The organism is Pedobacter humicola, assembly GCF_056490705.1.
In genome coordinates, this window is sequence record NZ_JBWJIG010000002.1 from 13,521 (window position 1) to 31,679 (window position 18,159).

At 40.2% G+C, this 18,159-nt stretch carries 17 protein-coding genes; 7 read left to right on the forward strand and 10 right to left on the reverse strand.

The window, feature by feature from the left end:
* Nucleotides 1–267 precede the first annotated feature (267 nt).
* Nucleotides 268–1,011 carry a hypothetical protein gene (locus AC04Q1_RS03630; protein WP_478361904.1) on the reverse strand — a complete coding sequence of 248 codons (744 nt, stop codon included), beginning with the start codon at nt 1,009–1,011 and terminating at the stop codon, nt 268–270.
* Nucleotides 1,012–1,036: 25 nt separating this feature from the next.
* The gene (locus AC04Q1_RS03635) at nt 1,037–1,825 is read right to left on the reverse strand and encodes a hypothetical protein (protein ID WP_478361906.1); all 789 of its coding nucleotides are present in this window, start codon (nt 1,823–1,825) and stop codon (nt 1,037–1,039) included.
* A gap of 637 nt (nt 1,826–2,462) precedes the next feature.
* Between AC04Q1_RS03635 and AC04Q1_RS03640 the strand changes: the two genes are divergently transcribed.
* From AC04Q1_RS03640 to AC04Q1_RS03660, 5 genes are all read left to right on the forward strand, one after another.
* Nucleotides 2,463–2,936 (forward strand): response regulator transcription factor, encoded by a 474-nt coding sequence (locus tag AC04Q1_RS03640; protein WP_478361908.1) that lies wholly within the window; start codon nt 2,463–2,465, stop codon nt 2,934–2,936.
* Between the two features lie 113 nt (nt 2,937–3,049).
* Nucleotides 3,050–3,589: a DUF4199 domain-containing protein gene (locus AC04Q1_RS03645; RefSeq protein WP_478361910.1), complete on the forward strand. Its 540-nt coding sequence runs from the start codon at nt 3,050–3,052 to the stop codon at nt 3,587–3,589.
* Nucleotides 3,590–3,640: 51 nt separating this feature from the next.
* The gene (locus AC04Q1_RS03650) at nt 3,641–4,165 is read left to right on the forward strand and encodes a GNAT family N-acetyltransferase (RefSeq protein WP_478361912.1); all 525 of its coding nucleotides are present in this window, start codon (nt 3,641–3,643) and stop codon (nt 4,163–4,165) included.
* A 76-nt stretch (nt 4,166–4,241) separates the two neighbouring features.
* Nucleotides 4,242–4,640 carry an META domain-containing protein gene (locus AC04Q1_RS03655; RefSeq protein ID WP_478361914.1) on the forward strand — a complete coding sequence of 133 codons (399 nt, stop codon included), beginning with the start codon at nt 4,242–4,244 and terminating at the stop codon, nt 4,638–4,640.
* Nucleotides 4,641–4,717: 77 nt separating this feature from the next.
* Nucleotides 4,718–5,641, forward strand: coding sequence for a YihY/virulence factor BrkB family protein (locus tag AC04Q1_RS03660; RefSeq protein ID WP_478361916.1), 924 nt, complete (start codon nt 4,718–4,720; stop codon nt 5,639–5,641).
* Between the two features lie 53 nt (nt 5,642–5,694).
* Here the strand turns inward: AC04Q1_RS03660 and AC04Q1_RS03665 are convergent, their stop codons facing one another.
* From AC04Q1_RS03665 to AC04Q1_RS03675, 3 genes are all read right to left on the reverse strand, one after another.
* Nucleotides 5,695–7,854 carry a glycoside hydrolase family 31 protein gene (locus tag AC04Q1_RS03665; RefSeq protein WP_478361918.1) on the reverse strand — a complete coding sequence of 720 codons (2,160 nt, stop codon included), beginning with the start codon at nt 7,852–7,854 and terminating at the stop codon, nt 5,695–5,697.
* A gap of 174 nt (nt 7,855–8,028) precedes the next feature.
* Nucleotides 8,029–8,619, reverse strand: a complete 591-nt coding sequence (locus AC04Q1_RS03670; RefSeq protein WP_478361920.1) for a porin family protein — start codon at nt 8,617–8,619, stop codon at nt 8,029–8,031.
* Between the two features lie 12 nt (nt 8,620–8,631).
* The gene (locus tag AC04Q1_RS03675) at nt 8,632–8,928 is read right to left on the reverse strand and encodes a hypothetical protein (protein WP_121282359.1); all 297 of its coding nucleotides are present in this window, start codon (nt 8,926–8,928) and stop codon (nt 8,632–8,634) included.
* A 133-nt stretch (nt 8,929–9,061) separates the two neighbouring features.
* Here AC04Q1_RS03675 and AC04Q1_RS03680 point away from each other — a divergent pair, with 133 nt between their 5' ends.
* Nucleotides 9,062–10,216: a tetratricopeptide repeat protein gene (locus AC04Q1_RS03680; RefSeq protein WP_478361923.1), complete on the forward strand. Its 1,155-nt coding sequence runs from the start codon at nt 9,062–9,064 to the stop codon at nt 10,214–10,216.
* Here the strand turns inward: AC04Q1_RS03680 and AC04Q1_RS03685 are convergent.
* The 5 genes from AC04Q1_RS03685 to AC04Q1_RS03705 form a co-directional block, all read right to left on the reverse strand.
* Complete coding sequence (locus AC04Q1_RS03685; RefSeq protein ID WP_478361925.1) at nt 10,213–10,674, reverse strand: DUF4268 domain-containing protein; 462 nt, start codon at nt 10,672–10,674, stop codon at nt 10,213–10,215. The genes AC04Q1_RS03680 and AC04Q1_RS03685 overlap by 4 nt on opposite strands.
* Before the next feature lie 145 nt (nt 10,675–10,819).
* On the reverse strand, nt 10,820–13,468 hold the full coding sequence (locus AC04Q1_RS03690) for a family 78 glycoside hydrolase catalytic domain (RefSeq protein WP_478361926.1): 2,649 nt from the start codon (nt 13,466–13,468) through the stop codon (nt 10,820–10,822).
* A gap of 155 nt (nt 13,469–13,623) precedes the next feature.
* Nucleotides 13,624–14,208, reverse strand: coding sequence for a riboflavin synthase (locus AC04Q1_RS03695; protein WP_478361928.1), 585 nt, complete (start codon nt 14,206–14,208; stop codon nt 13,624–13,626).
* 105 nt (nt 14,209–14,313) lie between these two features.
* On the reverse strand, nt 14,314–15,825 hold the full coding sequence (accC, locus tag AC04Q1_RS03700; protein ID WP_478361930.1) for an acetyl-CoA carboxylase biotin carboxylase subunit: 1,512 nt from the start codon (nt 15,823–15,825) through the stop codon (nt 14,314–14,316).
* A 109-nt stretch (nt 15,826–15,934) separates the two neighbouring features.
* Entirely contained in the window at nt 15,935–16,957 is a 1,023-nt protein-coding gene (locus AC04Q1_RS03705) for a threonine aldolase family protein (protein ID WP_478361932.1), read from the reverse strand.
* 220 nt (nt 16,958–17,177) lie between these two features.
* Here AC04Q1_RS03705 and AC04Q1_RS03710 point away from each other — a divergent pair, with 220 nt between their 5' ends.
* The gene (locus AC04Q1_RS03710) at nt 17,178–18,038 is read left to right on the forward strand and encodes an N-acetylglucosamine kinase (RefSeq protein WP_131030138.1); all 861 of its coding nucleotides are present in this window, start codon (nt 17,178–17,180) and stop codon (nt 18,036–18,038) included.
* Nucleotides 18,039–18,159: the final 121 nt, after the last annotated feature.

Genomic DNA, 18,159 nt, shown 5'->3' on the forward strand with positions numbered 1-18,159 from the left:
CACGGCCTTAAAAGCTATAAAATGAAAAGAGTAGTTATCACAGGCCTAAACCAGTGGATAATTATTCACTCTGATACTTGGTTCATGTCTCCACGAACTGAGCATTTTAAAAGTTTATATTTTTAGTGGAACTTGGGGCACATACCATGGCTATAGAGGTCATAAAATGAGAAGAGTAGTTATCATCAGCATAAACCAATCGATCACTACTCTCAATCAGATTTTAATGCCTCGGTTTGTGTCTCCCCGAAACAACATTTAACAAATTTATATTTTCAGCAATTTTGGCTTTACTTCATCATAGAATTCCTGAAATATCTTATTGTTATCATAAGACATCCCCGGAAATCCACAACTCTCGAAACAGATCCTCAAATAGTTGATAAACGTAGTATCATTCGGTTCATTTAGAAACCTACCGTCAATACTTTTATCCTTATTTAACTGCAATGCGTATGGAGCTCCGCCACTAATGTTATCCTTATGAAGGTCATCAGCGGAAAGATCTAGATAAGCAAAACCAAAGTCTCCATCTTGAATACATTCTTCCATTTCTTCCAACCAATATTGATCAGTTACCTGAGAAACACAATCCGTTATAGGTGTAATCTGAATCGGATCTGCCATCTCCCACAAAATATTTGGATCTTCTTGATAATTCCATGCAAAATTGCACGAACCAACAAACTGATAAAACATTTTAATCGATACCGGTAATTTCCCGATAGGCTCAACATTCCGCTCTAATACTTTCAGTAATTCGTTCGTATCAGAGAATGGCTTGAGTAATGCTTCATCATTTCCCAATTTATCTTTCCAAAAAATGTAATCAATATCTTTAAGCGCCTTATAGATAACATCTAGATTGAAATTAACCCTTTGGAAGGTTTCAATCAACACTTTTTCAATATCACTATAATAGCTAGGAGAAAATGCCTCTTCTCCCAGCTTTTCAATGTCTGCATAAACACCATGAGTTTCTCCGTTTTTATATCTCTCGTAAAAACTCATTGTGAATAATTAAAAATAATGTTGATTAATGTTTAAACTCCTTAATATCTACAATACGGTTGTCGTCTGCATTTTTCTTTAAGAAAGAAGTACCATTTGAATTAACCACCCAGGTATAACCGTTCTGGATATTCCCAACCAATGTTTCAGGCTCATTTGTCAATGTTGCCGGCAACGGCAGGTTAAAGCTTTCACCTGTGGCCGTGTTTACCTGGTACAAAGAATTAGCAGTTAAAAACACCAATGTAGTTTTATCACTAGAGTACATAAAAAACTTTCCTTGAATGCGTTCATCAGGATTTTGTCGTTTGATGGGATATACCCTGGAATTGATGGTGGTAATAAAGAAATCATTGTTAACCAGGATATTACTACGGGTTAATTCTTCCAGGCCATTGGTATATTTTTTATCTTCTGCACCTTTTGATGCTTTGTTCAAACTGATCACTTCTGTTGCACCATCCTTTACCGTGATGATATAAAACGGCGCCATTTTACCCGCTTCACTGGCTACCTGTACCAATACAGCTGTTTTTTGGGTATTGATATAAGAAGCAAGCAAAAATTTCTTTGCCGCCGCATTCGGTGCATCATCAATGGTAATGGTCGTATCTTTAGATTGGATGGCAAAACGATCAGCAGCAGCTGAAGCGCCCGAATCGGTTTTTACAATAGTCAGGATATTTTTCTTTGATTTAGGGAAGACATTAAAATCTTCGTTGGCAGCAAATGCCTTTGCCTTGTAGGTTTTTTCTGAACTACCGCAACCGAATAAAACAACGGAAAGGAAGAGTGCATAAAGCGTAATTTTCATAGGTATAGTTATTTATTTTTTCGCTAATTTATAATCTTTATTGCTTTTCTTTGGTTAAAGTCACCAGAAAATTACGGCATCTGATAAAAAAATTGTTCTGGTGCAAATTGGTTGTGTTTTTATTTTAACCGTAGCGATCATAAAAAAAGGTGTGGATTACAGAAAGCTGGGAGAACAGTTTAATCTGCGGCTATCTATTTAATCTGCAGGAAATACCTTAGCCAATTTTCTCCCGCGGATTACCCGGATTTACGCAGAACCAGTTTCATTGTCCATTTTATATCTCCCACCATTTACCGCAAAGATCAGGCTCCAAACTCAAATAAATTGGTGGTCTATTCCTAGGTACCAAGTTAACCCCAGGTTAACCCTTTGTTTACCTATTCTCTACCTTTCTTTTATACCTATCCTTTACCTTTTGCTTACCAATTGGTTACCTTTTGCTTACCAATTGGTTACCTTTTGCTTACCTAAAAGGTAAAGAAAAGGTATATATATCATAAATAAAGAGTTAGGTTAGGGTATTGGTGCGTAGCTGCTGGCTACAACACCCATGCTTTTAACTGTCGAATCTTGAGTTTAGATTAAAGATTAATGAATAAAACTAATTTCCTTATTTTTGATCAACGGATAAGCAATGGCAAATACATCGAAGTTCCTGAGTAAAAATAAAAGTGTAGTCTTATATGGGATATTTCTGGCTGTACTGCTTTTTTTGTTAAAGTGGCTGGAGCTTCGCTTTGTGATTATGAGCCATGCCTTTGAAATTTATGCAGGTTCGATAGCCGTTCTTTTTACCGCCCTGGGCATTTGGCTGGCACTTAAATTAACCAGGCCTAAAACCATATTGATCGAAAAGGAGGTTTTTACAGCAAAGTCCGAAATGTTTGTTCTCAACGAAAAAGAACTCGCCAAACTTAACATCAGTAAAAGGGAGTTGGAAGTTTTACAATTGATGTCGGAAGGTCTGAGTAACCAGGAAATTGCCTTAAAATTATTTGTATCGTTAAACACGATTAAAACGCATAATGCCAGGTTATTTGAAAAACTGGAAGTTAAACGCAGAACACAGGCCATAGAGACAGCCAAAAGATTGAGTATTATTCCTTAAGTGGGCTTATTATCTGCATTAAAAACCGAATATTTTAAAAATCACCCTAAAGTATGAGCGTTTAAAAAAATAATCGAAACAATTTTGTGGTATAAATCAATCAAATAAACAACATGAAAAAGAACGTAATTGTATTCGGATTAATCGCGGGCATAATTGTATCGGTATTAATGGTGCTGTCTATCTCGAGGTGTTATAACGATCCCAATCTTGAGCACAGCATGCTTATTGGTTATGCCTCCATGGTATTGGCATTCTCCTTTATTTTTGTGGGCATAAAAAACTACCGTGATAAATATAATGATGGTTTAATTACTTTTGGCAAGGCCTTTAAAATCGGCCTCTACATTAGTTTAATCGCCTCTAGTATTTATGTAGTGGTGTGGCTGATCGATTTTTATGTATTTATTCCCGATTTTATGGATAGATATGTAGCCCAGGCATTGAGAGAGGCTAAAGCTAAGGGTACATCAGCAGCTGAGCTCACTAAAATGGCAAAAGAACTCGCCACTAATCAGGAACTGTATAAAAACCCTATTATGGTGGTGTTGTTTACCTATATGGAAATTTTACCTGTTGGAATAATTGTCTCCCTGGTAGCCGCACTTATTTTGAAAAGAAAAGCGAATGCTCCGGTTGCTTTTCCATCGTAATGCTCCATTAGGTAGAAATTATGCTAAATTTGATCAAATACGATCATAGAAATGAAGATTTTCGCCGAAACAGCACGATTAATTTTACGTGAGTTAACACCAGCAGACGCCGAAGGGATGTTTGAGATGGACAGCGATGCCGAGGTCCATCTTTTTCTTGGCAATAAGCCAGTTCAATCTATTGAACAAAGTAAAGCAGATATCGAATTTATCAGAAAACAATATACTGAAAATGGGATCGGCCGTTGGGCGGTAATCGAAAAGGCAACCGGTAACTTTATTGGCTGGGCAGGCTTAAAGTTGATGACGGAAACACACAATAACCATAGCAATTATTACGATCTGGGCTATCGGTTTAGCAAGCAGTATTGGGGGAAAGGTTACGCCACAGAATCGGCTATTGCCGCAAGGGATTATGGTTTTAAGGTATTAAAGCTTGATGAAATTATTGGAATAGCGGATATCGGCAACCTTGCTTCTATCCATGTGTTAGAAAAAGCGGGCTTAAAGCGAATATCCATTTTCGATTACCGTGGCCTGCCGCACCATTGGCTGAAGATTGAAAAACCAGTTTAACCTCATCAAAAGTGCATTTTGCCTTTTATGGTTTAGTTTTTGATGGTAAATAATAAAATCATTTAAACTTATTGTTATGAAACACCTTATTTACTGCAGCATGCTGATTTTATTATTGAGTTCTTGTAAAGAAAAACTGGATCCGGCAAGTTTTACCAATACCAAATGGGAACTCACTGAATTGCCAGGTTTAACATTGCCCGGATCAGCAAAAGCAACCTTAAATTTTGCAGATAGTTTAAAGATCAGTGGTAAATCATTCTGCAATAGTTATGGCGGAAAAGGCGAAATCACAGATAATAAAATAACAATTAAAGATGTTATCGGCACCAGAATGTTCTGTCAGGAAACTGATGCGGCCGAACGCTCCTACCTGCATGCCCTTAACCAGGTAAACAGTGCCAAAGTAACTGATAACAAGCTTTATCTGCTCAATGGCGATAAAACACTGCTTGTTTTTACTAAAACGGACTAGAAAACTTTAACATTTAGAAAAAAGGCTGAACAAAGTATTTTTACTATTTTCGGCCTTTTGAGTTTAACGCAGGAGTAATGCCATCGATAACAAAAGATCTGAAGTTTTTTTTCTCAACCATAAAAAACGCCTTTAATTTATTTCAACAGAACGATCCGCTGCGCCTGGCCGGTGCAACTGCTTTTTTTACCAATTTTGCCCTACCTCCGATCTTGATTATCCTGATCAGGCTTTTCGGAATGTTTACCGACAGAAAACTGTTGGCTACCCACCTGTTCGAGCGTTTGGCCAGTATTCTCGACAATGAGAGTATTTTACAGATCAGAACTACCTTAAAAAATATCCGCGGCATCGATCAGGCCTGGTATGTGACCTTGTTCAGTTTTATATTTTTCTTGTTTGTGGCCACCACTTTGTTCAACGTGATTAAAAACTCCTTAGAGCAGATCTGGAATATTGCCCAGAAAGATAAAAAAGGCATTATCAATACCTTAAAATCAAGAGCCATATCGGTTACCATTATCCTTTTAGCCGGAATACTGTTTTTTATCGGTTTATTGGCCGATAGCGTGCAGGCTTTAATCGGTGCGTATTTAAAAAATGGCGCGCCATCTTTCGGGCTGATCCTCACCTCTGTAATTAACCAGTTGGTATTTGTGGTGATTGTAACCACCTGGTTTACCATATTGTTCCGGTATTTAACCAACGGGCGCCCAACCTGGCGGGCAGCCATTTCAGGCGGACTATTAACCGGATGCCTTTTTACCGCAGGAAAGTATATACTGAGGATTTTATTGCCACTGAGCAACATCAGTAATATTTACGGCTCAGCAGGATCCATAATCGTAATTATGCTTTTTGTATTCTACTCCTCCCTGATATTTTACTTTGGTGCGTCGTTTATCAAAGCATTAAGTGTGGGCAGGGCTACGCCGATTATACCAAAAAACGGGTCGTTCGCTTATGAGCTTACCGAGGTCGAACCGGAAAAAGAAGACTAACTTTTTTAAGCCATCCAGACAGCGCATAATAAAGCGAACAAATGCCAACAGACTTATTGGATTTGATTCCAGTTTTTAATGTTATACAAAGATTTCCTTTTTTTATCAGTCCGGTTAATCATCCCCTTTCCGTTCGTGTATGCTAAACTTAAAATTCCGTAATCCCCGTTCTGGTAATTAAATGTAGTGCCATCATCTTCAAACAAGGTTGTTTTACGGAGTTGGCTTCCATATAAATTGCAGGTGATTTCGAACCGGCTTTGCGGTGTAATATATTCAAGTGGCTTCGCAAGCGGCAATATCGTTCCTTCTTTCACAAACAAGGGCAGATCGGTATATCCAACTTTTACTTTATATGATTTTCCTCCTTCATATTTTTTGTTGTTATTGAAATCATACCAGTTTCCTTTTGGAAGATATACGCTTCTTTCTTCTGCTTTCTCTGTTAAGGGTGCGGCCAACAGGTCTTGTCCGATCATATATTCATCAGCGATGTTATATACTTCTTTATCATCCGGATAATCCACAACCAGGGCCCTGAATGGTGGTGTACCTTCGAGGTAATATTCCGAAAAAGCATTATACAAATAGGGTATCAAACTCATTCTGAAATTGAGCAGTTTACGGACATCATCCTCTACCGTTTTCGCGTTGTCCATCAGTTCGCCCCTGTTGTTTTTTTCTTTATCGATTTGTAACCAGGGCGGATGTTGAAGATACCAGGAGTTGTAGAGCGTTTGGGCAGATAGTACGGCCGTCTGGCTCCGTCTCATCAGGTCGCTTACAGAGTTTGATTCACGGACTTCCGGCGACCATATTAAGCCTGAGAAACCTGAATTGCCAATCATTTCAATATAATCCTTATGCCCATAAATATCGCTGTAAATGGCAGCGGGATAGGATGAAGCAAATGCGTTTGAAGACCTTACGTCGAGCAGGGTGCGTTTATTCATATCCTTAAAGATCCCATAGATACTTTTTTGATAAAGCAGGCCAAAAACCTGATGCATCTGTTCGCCATCAATGCCTGATGGAAATTCACTGTGTTCGGGAAAACTCCATGTGGCACTACCATAGCTTAGATTTGAATTGTCACATTCATCCATTTTGAAACCATAAATCCCCTGTTCAACAAATGTTTTTTTATGATAATCCGCAAATAGGTTACGCGCTACGGGGTCCGCAAAATCCGGCACCAGTCCATTCCATACCAGGTAATTTCCAGCACGGCTTTTTAGCTGATGATAAAGCGGGGAAGCCGCATTTACAAAGGCATGTTCCCAAAGATTTACTTTAAATCCTTTTCTATACATTGTATCTATAAATTTATTTGGCGACGGGAAATATTGCGTGTTCCAAACATAAGAGCAGGAATAAGCTGTAGTTTGCCATTTCGGCTCCAAACCAATAACATCGCACGGAATATGGTTCTTTCTAAAATAATCTGCAACAGCCCCAGCCTGACTTTGATTAAAGTCGGCTTTCACCCGGTACTTCACACCCAGCGCCCACATCGGTGGCAGCGCCCCTCCACCCGAGAATAGATTGTAACGCTTAAGCGCAGTGAGCAGATCTGGCCCCTCGAATATAAAAATTTCGATGCCCTTTGCTCCCGGAATATCAGCAACCACGTTGCCCGAAGCGGATTTACGGTTTTGGTATAAATCTTCTACTGAATTGGCTGCTCCGAAACTTTTTGTCGGTTTACTTGAATCATCCCTGAGCTCATTTGTAGTACCGCAGTAAAAGGTGGTATAACGTGAAGTATTGATCAATATTCCATAACCTTTGGTAGATACATAAAAGGTGGATGGTGCATGGGTATAGCCCAGATCATTCAGGGGGTTATCATTTACAACCGGTTTTTTTCTCAAGCCTCTTTGATTAAAAGAACCGATCTGCAATCCGAAGCCATATAACTGTTCATTGTCGCCCAACGGGATTTTCACCACTGTTCCACGGGCATTTACCGAGATTTCTATTTCTGAGAGCTCAAATGGGAGTTTCCCATTGGCCAGTTTGCCCATCGCGGCCACTCTGGGTTTCTCATTGCAAAAACTATATGGGGTAAATCTGTCGGGCTGACCTGTACTGATTATTTTAACCCCGGGGCCAACAGTTGTGATATTTGGCTGTGGTATTGAGGCAACAACGCATTTCGCGCCAAATAGTGCAAAAAAGCAGAATGCTTTCGCAAAAGAATATCTCATCATATTTTATACTAGCTTAATGTAAATATAAATCGTTTTAGCAATAAGTTGTGTTTTCAGCGGGTTATTTTTGTTTTATTAAACGAATAGCTTGAATAGTTCAAGATGGAAATATATGGCACGAAAAAAGGGTATCCATTTTTAAATGGATACCCTTTATAAATTTAAATTCAGTGGTTACAAAATCCTATAACCTAAGCCAACTGTAAATAAGTTTAACTTTGTACCAGGATAACCTGCTTTATTGATTTTTGATAAACCCAGTTCGTAACGTGCATCAAAGCTTAATTTTTTAAGGTCTAACCCAGCACCAAACTGCCATGCCAAAGCCTGGTTTTTAAAGTCGGCCCTGAAAACGCTTCCTGCCGCCTGACCGAAACTCTGGTTTTCATCTAGGATTAGTGAAAACATTGGCCCTGTGTTTAAGCGAAGGCCGATACCAGCGGCACCAAATTTAGTACCTATCAATAAAGGCACGTCTAAACTTGTAAAGCGGACTTTATTTACTTCTCCCGTTGCATCACTCACCAAATCCGCTTTCTTTCCTGAAACATAAAGCTCCGGTTGGAAGTAAACACCTGCTGCACCTACCCTGGCCCAAAGACCACCGTAAAAACCTGTGCGGTTGTTACTGTTGAAAGTGTTTTCACTATCAAATTTTGCAAAATTTGCGCCAGCTTTAATGCCTAGCTGGAATGATGGCAATACCTGTGCGCTGGCGAATAAGCCAACAAGCAAAAAGGCAACGGTTAAAGATAAAAATTTCATATGCGTTTAATTTTAGCTGGTGGCATTGTTGATGGCTTCCTGTTCTTTTAAAGCATCAACATTGTTTTTATCACCAAAGTTTTGTGTTTTACCTGCAAAGTAATCTAAAATTCCTGAAATAGTATCTAAGTTATCGGCTAAATTTTGATGGATGTCCGGTAAATCTTTTTCCAGACGGCTATCGCCCAGTTCGATATTATCTACTTCAATTTTACCAATTTTCTGAATAAGTGCCTGTTGAGAGTTTTGCAAGTCTTCCAATTCACGCACAATCTTTTCCATTAATTCAAACTTCTTTAAAGTATTCATAGGTCTTATTTTTTTAGTTCAACTATTTCTTATAAACCCCTGAGCCTCTGTTTTGTTTTTATGCGACCATTTTTTAACAGATAGATTTGGAATTATCAAAAACAACTAATAAATTAGTTTAAAATTATAGGTCATGAGGAAGCTATGCACGTTGTTAATATTAGTGGTTTTGGGTTTAACGGCTTATGCACAAAATGCACCTGCCATTGATAAGGAAAAACTTTTCGATTTTTATCAGACACAACGGTATGCTGATGCCGCGCAGTACCTTAAAAGTATGTTTGGCGAAGAGGTGAGCGATTTTAAAACCCTCAGTCAGATCGGTTATTGCTTTTTAATGGCGGGCAATAATGTTGAAGCAGAAAAATTTTATACCAAGGCTTATGCGCTGCAACCTCTAAATCTGCCGATACTCTTCAGTTTGGGCAGTATCAACACCAAAAGGGGAAATACCGATAAAGCTAAACTGTACTATGGTGAAATTGTAAAAATAGACAGCAATAACTTCAGTGTGCAAAAACTGATGGCCAGCCTATACAGTTCGCCAAAAGATGATTCACTAAAACGGATCTACCTGTTAAAAGCGAACCAGATTAACCCGCTTGAAGGTGATGTGGCCGCCGATCTTGCAGAGGTACACGCCAATTATCAGCAATATGAAAAAGCTTATGATGTGCTTGATATTGCCATTAAAGGAGATAGCGACAACCTGATGCTGCAGCGGACAAAACTTCCCATTGCCAATCAACTCAAAAAGTATGCTGAAGTGATTGCCGCAGGAGAGAAATTACTGAAAGATGGTGCCGATGCCGGGGTGATAAAAGACGTCGCCAAAGCTTATTATTATACCAAAAAATATCAGAAAGCAATAGACCTGTTTAAACTGCTGGAAGCTGCCGCAATGGAAAATGAGGCTACTTTATATTATACCTCACTGAGTTACCGCGCATTGAAAAATTATCCGCAAGCGGCTGTTTACACCAGAAAAACCATCGATGAGGCCATTTCGCCCAATACCTCCAGCTATTATTCGCTGCTGGGACTGGTTTATGAAGAAAACAACCAGTTGCTGCTGGCCAATGCTGCCTATAAAAAAGGACTACAGTTTAAGGCAACACCAACTTTATATTACCGTCTGGCGGTATTTTACGATACGCGTTTAAAACAGGGGAAGAATGCACTTAAATATTACAACCTCTATTTAAAAAGCAGGCCGAGTACAATGGATGATAAGGAAGAAATTAAATTTTCAAAAGACCGGATCGCGCAGCTCAACCTGGCCGATTAAACCAGATCTTCGAAAACAGGTTTTACATTGTCCCAAAATTCATCGAGGGCAATAATCCTGGGTTTAAAAAAAGAGATCAGCTCGGGCCAGTGCTGTTGATTGAAGATGCTCACCCCTTTAATACTAATGGAAATCTGTGATACGGTTTTGCCGAAATCATCCGTTGCATCTTTGATCCAATCCCACTCTTCATTAACTGTATTGTTGAACATGAGCTTAAACTCTTCAAACTGCTCGAATATAAGATGCCTGATATCGGCATCAGGGTGTGAAAGCTGAATACTGACAAAAGCTTTTTTGTTGTCGACATCCATTTTAAAGAAGATGTTTTTTACACCCGTTTTATAATTTGTCCAGTTCACGGTCGAACCGCTGGCTGAAGGAACGGGCTTCATATATTGCCCAAAACTGATCCAAAACTGTTGGCGTAAACGGGCTGCTTCTTCTTTACTGTACATTAATTATTTAACATAAAGCATCGTCATCTCGACTGAAACGCAGTGGAATGGAGAGATCTATCTAAATAGATTTCTCGGTTTCGTTGCACTCCGCCCGAAATGACGATCACTAGTATCCTTTTTTACAATGCCGCAATATTACAGATTAATATTTATATTCAAAATGATAGCTACCGGAGCCTACTTCTTCTTTTTTATCTGTTTTTGGCAATACCACCGTGGCGGTTGCATTGGCTGGAATAGTCACATCAAGTTTGAATACACCATCTGCAATGGTCCATGATGATTTAACGGTACCATAAACCGTCTCCAGTTCTGCTGATGCATTGGTTAATTTTCCACCTGGTCGAGGTGCGATTAAAATGGTCTTGTAACCAGGTTGAGTTGAAACCGGATTGATGCCAGCAATATTTTTATACATCCAATCGCCAATGGCACCATAAGCATAATGGTTAAAAGAATTCATATCGGCCGTTTGGAAGGATCCATCCTGTTTAATCCCATCCCAACGTTCCCAGATAGTGGTTGCGCCCATTTTGACCGGGTAAAGCCATGAAGGATAACTTTCTTGTAGCAACAGATCGTAAGCAACATCTTCATATCCGAACCTGCTCAATACATGACACAGGTATGGTGTGCCTAAAAAGCCTGTGGTGAGGTGGTTTCCATAATCTTTTACATTATCTACCAACCTTTGTGCAGCCTGGGCACGCAGGTTTTCTGGCAACATATCAAATTGTAACGCTAAAACATAGGCCGTTTGTGTATTGGAAATCAGTTTGCCGCTTGGCGTCATATTTTCTTTGATATAAGCCGATTTGATCTGTTCCAATAATGCGGTGTATTTCGTTACATCATCTGTTTTACCCAATACCTTTGCTGCATTCAAGAGCAACTGTGTAGAATGTGCATAAAATGTTTGGGCGATCATATATTTATCGGTTACCGCAGCACGGCCATCATTATCATCATTGGGGCGGTAAAATAACCAATCGCCAAAATGGAAACCCGTGTTCCAGAGATTGTTTCTGGATACCGAAGAAATATAATCGACCCATTTTTTCATACTGCTATATTGTGCTTCCAGTATGCCTTTATCTCCATACGACACATACATATCCCAGGGGATAATGGTGGCCACATCTGCCCAGCCAGCTGATCCCGCATCCCTGTCGCTCAATACATTGGGCACCACAAAAGGTACACTCCCGTTTGGAAGCTGATCTGCGGCGACATCTTTTAACCATTTGGTAAAAAAGCCTGATACATCCATGTTGTAGGCCGCCGTTGTGGCAAAGGCCTGTGCATCTCCCGTCCAGCCTAAACGCTCGTCCCGCTGTGGACAATCTGTGGGTACATCAACAAAATTACCCTTTTGCCCCCAGGAGATATTATGTTGCAACTGGTTTAAGAGGGCATTGGAAGTGCTAAATTTTCCACTGGTTTTCATATCCGAATAAACAGCAACAGCAGTCAGGTCTTCTAGTTTAAGCTCGCCGGGATAACCTTCTATTTTTACGTATCTAAATCCCTGGAACGAAAAATGTGGCTCGAATACCTGCACAGCATCGCCCTTTAAGATATAGTTGTTCTGTTGTTTGGCTGTCCGGAGGTTGGTGGTGTAAAAATTTCCTTCTTTGGTTAATACTTCCGCATGGCTGATGGTGATTTTTGTACCTGCAGCACCTTTGGCTTTCAGCATTACCCAGCCCACTAAGTTCTGCCCGAAATCGACAACAGTTTCGCCAAGCGGGGTTTTAAATATTTTTAAGGCCTTAAATTCCTCATGTTTGCTTACCTGTGGTCCGCTCATGCCAATCAGTTTTTCTGGTCCTTTGGTTAATTCCTGAACAGCTTTCCAGCTGGCACTTTCTTTAAAGCCGGTATTGTTCCAGCCTGCTATTTCCAATCGGGCATCGTAGGTTTCCCCGTCGTAAATATTGGAAGCCCGTATCGGGCCATAAGCGGTTTTCCAGCTGTTGTCGGTAATGATGGTTTCTTTGCTTCCATCGGTATATTCTACTTCAAGCTGTAGCAATAGTGCCCTGGCATCGCCATAAAATTGTTTCTGGTAACCGAAGCCGATGCGTCCTTTATACCAGCCATCACCCAGTGAAACGCCGATTACATTCGCGCCTTTCTTCAATGATTTTTTAATGTCGTAAACCTGATATTGAATATGGTCTTTATAACTCGTCCAGCCTGGTGCAAAGTAGGCATTGCTCACACGTTCACCATTAATGTGGGCCTCATATAAACCTTTCGCAGTAATATAAGCCGTTGCGGATTTTACATCCTTTTTTAAGTTGATTTCCTTTCTGAACAACGGACTGGCCAGCGCAGTATCTTTTCCTTCTACCGAAATCCATTTCGCGCTCCAGTCTTCGGGTTTTAAACCTGTTTGAAAAAACTGGATGGGCGACCACGCAGAGGTGTTGCCATGGTTATCTTTTACCCTAACCTGCCAGTAATATTTTGTTTTCGACGAGAGCTGAGGTCCATCATAGTTAACCAGTACCGATTGATCATTGTTTACTGTTGCTTTCCAAAAAACTTTATCAATGCTTGCCGAGGTACCCAGTTTGATTTCGTAAGTGCGCTGTTTCGTGTTTTTAATACCTGAAACGATCTTCCAGCTAAACCGGGGTTTTGGGTTATCAATACTAAAAGGATTTACTAAATGTTCTACGGTTAAATCTTTTATCGAGATTTTCTGCGCGAATAGTTGAGTGGTGGATAAAAACAGCAAGGTAATCGTCAATATTACACTTGAGGTACGGAAAATCTTATTCATAAATGGTTAGCGTTAATTTTTTAATCTTAACACTACGATATTCAGAATTATTATTCAGGCAACCATCCTGCACTGTCATGAAGATTAAACGTCTATATAACGCATATAAACACACAACAACCTATAATTAAACCACTTATAAAAAGAAACGAAGATTACCGATTCATTAATCTGGCAACATATTTACCGATGATATCGAACTCTAAGTTTACGGTATCGCCCACTTCAACCTCCTGAAGATTGGTGTGTTCGTAAGTATAAGGTATAATAAAAACTGAAAATTCGTCGGCCTGAGAATTTACAACCGTCAGGCTGATGCCGTTAACACAGGCAGAGCCTTTTTCTACCGTTACATTTCCGGCAGAAGCATCATATTTAAAGCGGTATTCCCAGCTGCCGTCCAGTGCTTCACGTTTTACGCAAACGGCCGTTTGGTCTACATGGCCCTGCACAATATGTCCATCCAAACGTGCATTCATCTGCATGCAGCGTTCGAGATTGATTTTACTGCCCACCTTTAAATTATCCAGATTGGTTTTGTTCAAGGTTTCGTCTATCGCGGTAACGGTATGACTACCATCGTTTAAAGCAACAACGGTTAAACATACGCCATTATGGGCCACGCTCTGGTCGATTTTTAGCTCGTGGCTGATGGCTGATGAAATGGTAAAATGGATATTGGTATGGTCGTTTTTAATGGCGGTAACTTCGCCAAGTGTTTCTATAATTCCTGTGAACATTTTTTTATTTATTTCATCGTCCATTTAAACCTTATTACTGAGATTGCTTCGTCGGCTGAAAAAGCCTTCTCGCATCCGATAGCTATCGGATGACGATGTATGTTATTAATATTTCAATCTATTTTTTCTCCAGTGCGAAGGATTTTTAACTACCGCACTTCCAATCTTTATATCTTTCTTTCCGAAAAGGTTCGCTGCAATTACCGCGGCAATCAGTGCTTCGGTTTCATCCTGTACCTTTAAACTTTCAGACTTAAAGTATTTGCCTACAAAATGGGTATCAAAATTACCGGTCTTAAAAGCCTCGTGTTGCATTACAAATTTACCAAAACCCAAAGTAGTTTGTATCCCCGTAATATCATATTCTTCAATCGCCCTCACCATTCGTTCGATCGCTTCTTCCCTATCTTTGCCATATGTAATCAGCTTGGCGATCATGGGATCGTAATAAATCGGGATTTCCATACCCTGTTCAAAGCCATCGTCAACCCTTACCCCATTACCTTTAGGCGTATTGTAAGTCTGCAAGGTACCGATATCGGGCAGGAAATTATTGGCCGGATCTTCGGCATACACACGAAGTTCGATGGCATGCCCGCTGATTTTTAAATCCTCCTGGGTAAAGCTCAATTTTTCGCCTGAAGCAATTTTGATCTGTTCCTTTACTAAATCTATCCCCGTGATGAGTTCGGTTACCGGATGCTCTACCTGCAAACGGGTATTCATTTCGAGAAAAAAGAAATCGAGGTTTTCATCTAAGATAAACTCTACCGTACCAGCGCCGGTATAATTTACCGAACGGGCAACATCTACCGCACATTTACCCATCTCCTGCCTGATTTCCTCCGTTAAAACCGACGAAGGCGCTTCTTCTACCACTTTTTGATGGCGCCTTTGCACGGAACACTCACGTTCAAAAAGATGCACAATATTGCCGTGATGATCGCCCAAAACTTGTATTTCGATATGCCTCGGTGAGGTAACATAACGTTCAATAAAAACAGCACCATCGCCAAAAGCCGAAGTAGCCTCGCTTACCGCAAGTTGCATCTGTTCTTCAAAATCTGCTGCCTGCTCTACAATCCGCATACCTTTTCCGCCGCCACCTGCGGCAGCTTTAATTAAAATCGGAAAACCAACTTCGATGGCACGCTGTTTTGCCTCGTTGACGTCCTGAATGGCTTCTTCTGTACCAGGCACCATGGGGATATTATATTTTAATGCTGCAGCTTTCGCCGACAGTTTGTTACCCATGGTTTCCATTGCCCGGGGCGAAGGGCCAACCAAAATCAGTCCTGCATCGGCAACTTTTTGTGCGAAGCCGGCATTTTCCGATAAAAAGCCATAACCTGGATGGATGGCCTCTGCTCCTGTGAGTTTACAGGCATCGATAATTTTCTCCCCTACCAGATAACTCTGGTTAGAGGGAGCCGGCCCGATAAAAACTGCTTCGTCTGCGTAACGTACATGCAACGCATTACGGTCGGCTTCAGAAAAAACGGCGACGGTTTTGATCCCCATTTCTCTTGCTGAACGCATAATACGCAGGGCAATTTCACCGCGGTTCGCGATGAGAAGTTTAGAGATCGGCGTTAGGGGTTTGGAATTTTCGGACATTTTGGTTAGACTTTAATATATATGCAGATCATAAATAAACGACCTGACTATTGACCATGAACTATAAAACTATGATGTCGGACTTCCGTCTTCGAACCTCCGACTCTGCCTACAAATGTAATATTATTTCAATGGCCTGATCGATCATTTCGGTACTCAGATCCAAATGGGTAACCAAACGGACAGTACTTGCACTGGTGGTATTGCAATGCAATCCTTTTTCTTTCAACTGCTGCACAATTTTCTCTGCCGATCCTTTTTCTACTTCGAAGATTACAATATTGGTTTCTACGGGCATTACCGATTTTACATATTTTGCGTTGGCTAATGCATTGGCCAGCGCCTGTGCATGGGTATGATCATCCTTTAGGCGTTTTACATGGTTATCGAGCGCATAAATGCCCGCAGCGGCTAAAAACCCTGCCTGGCGCATGCCGCCGCCAAAAGCTTTTCTGATTTTCCTTGCCTTATGGATCATCTGTTTGCTTCCCAACAAGACAGAACCAACTGGCGCACCAAGCCCCTTTGATAAGCAGACTGAAATTCCATCGAAATACTTTCCGTATTCGCCGGCCTGATCTCCGGTAGCGATAAGGGCATTAAAAATACGGGCGCCATCCAAATGCAGTTTCAAACCTTTTATATTACACAAGTGGTGGATAGGCGCAATCTGTGATAAGGTATAACAGCTACCGCCACCTTTATTCACCGTATTTTCTAACACCACTAAGCTGGAGTTAGGATAATGAATGTTATCTTCATTGATTTCGGGCTCAATCAGCTCCGGGGTTAAAATTCCCCTTTCGCCATGCAACAACCTTACCGATGCTGCCGAGTGGTACGCGATACCTCCAATTTCGTAGCGATAAACGTGTGCCGTTTGATCGCAGATCACCTCATCCATCGGCTGGGTAAAACATTTGATCGCAATCTGGTTGGTCATCGTTCCCGAGGGGCAAAATAATCCTGCCTCCATGTTAAAAGTCGAAGCCAGTTTTGTTTCTAAGGCATGCACCGTTTCGTCTTCCCCAAAAACATCGTCACCAACTTTTGCACTCATCATGGCATCCAACATTCCGGCAGTTGGCTTGGTTACCGTATCACTCCTGAAATCTAAAAATCTGTTGTTCATTTATCTATTTTGTTGTAAAATATTGTTGACATAAAAAAAAAAGACCGATGCCTTTTCTGGTATAATTTTAAGGTTTTTCGGCGATTAAACACCCTATATAGTGTATTTTTTACACACTTAAATTCCCACAACAACAAATTGTTAAAAAATTATTAAAAAAAAGGATACAAAATATAAGAGTTTTTATACTTTTATCGTGCTAAAACCAAAAATAAATAAAATGATAGTAATTGCAGACGGCGGATCTACCAAAACAAATTGGTGTTTGATTAACGAGGCCGGCAGAAAAATTTACTTTAACACTGAAGGTTACAATCCATATTTTTCAAAAGGAGAGTACATTGTAAAGTCTTTAAATGAGACTCTTCCAGACCACTTGGAAAGAGAGAAATTAACAGCAGTTTATTACTACGGCGCCGGCTGTTCTACACCTGCAAATGTAAAGATTGTTGCTGATGCCATGCAACAAATTTTCACCAATGCAACCATTTTTGTTGGTCATGATTTACTTGCCTCTTCTAGAGCACTCCTTGGAAATGAGCCGGGATTTGCAGCTATTTTAGGTACGGGAACAAACTCATGTCTGTATGATGGATCTGAAATTACCATGAACATCGATTCTTTGGGTTATTTCCTGGGTGATGAAGGTAGCGGTTCGTATATCGGTAAACGCATTTTAAGCGATTACATGAAAGGTTACATGCCGAAAGGATTACGTGAAGCTTTTTACGATAACTATGCTTTAACCAACGAAGATATTTTCGATAACATTTACAACAAACCTTTGCCAAACCGTTTCTGCGCAAGCTTTAGTAAATTTTTATACGATTTTAAAGATAACTATGAGGATTATGCTTTTGCTACCATCGATTACGCATTTACTGCATTTTTCGAAGCATTGGTGATCCACTACCCTAATTATAAAGACCACAAATTAAACTGTGTAGGTTCTGTAGGTTATAGTTTCCGTGATATTTTAAGTATTGTAGCCGACCGTTATGAAATGGGCGTGGGCAAAATTATCCGCTCGCCTATAGATGATCTGGTACACTACCATTTAGAGCTGGCACCGAAGGTATAGTTTGGAGTTGGGAGTTTTCAGTTTGGAGTTTCCAGCCTGGAGTCTTAGAAGATATAATATACAAGCATTAAAAAACCGGTTTGAAGATCAAACCGGTTTTTTAGTGTTCTATAACTGATGT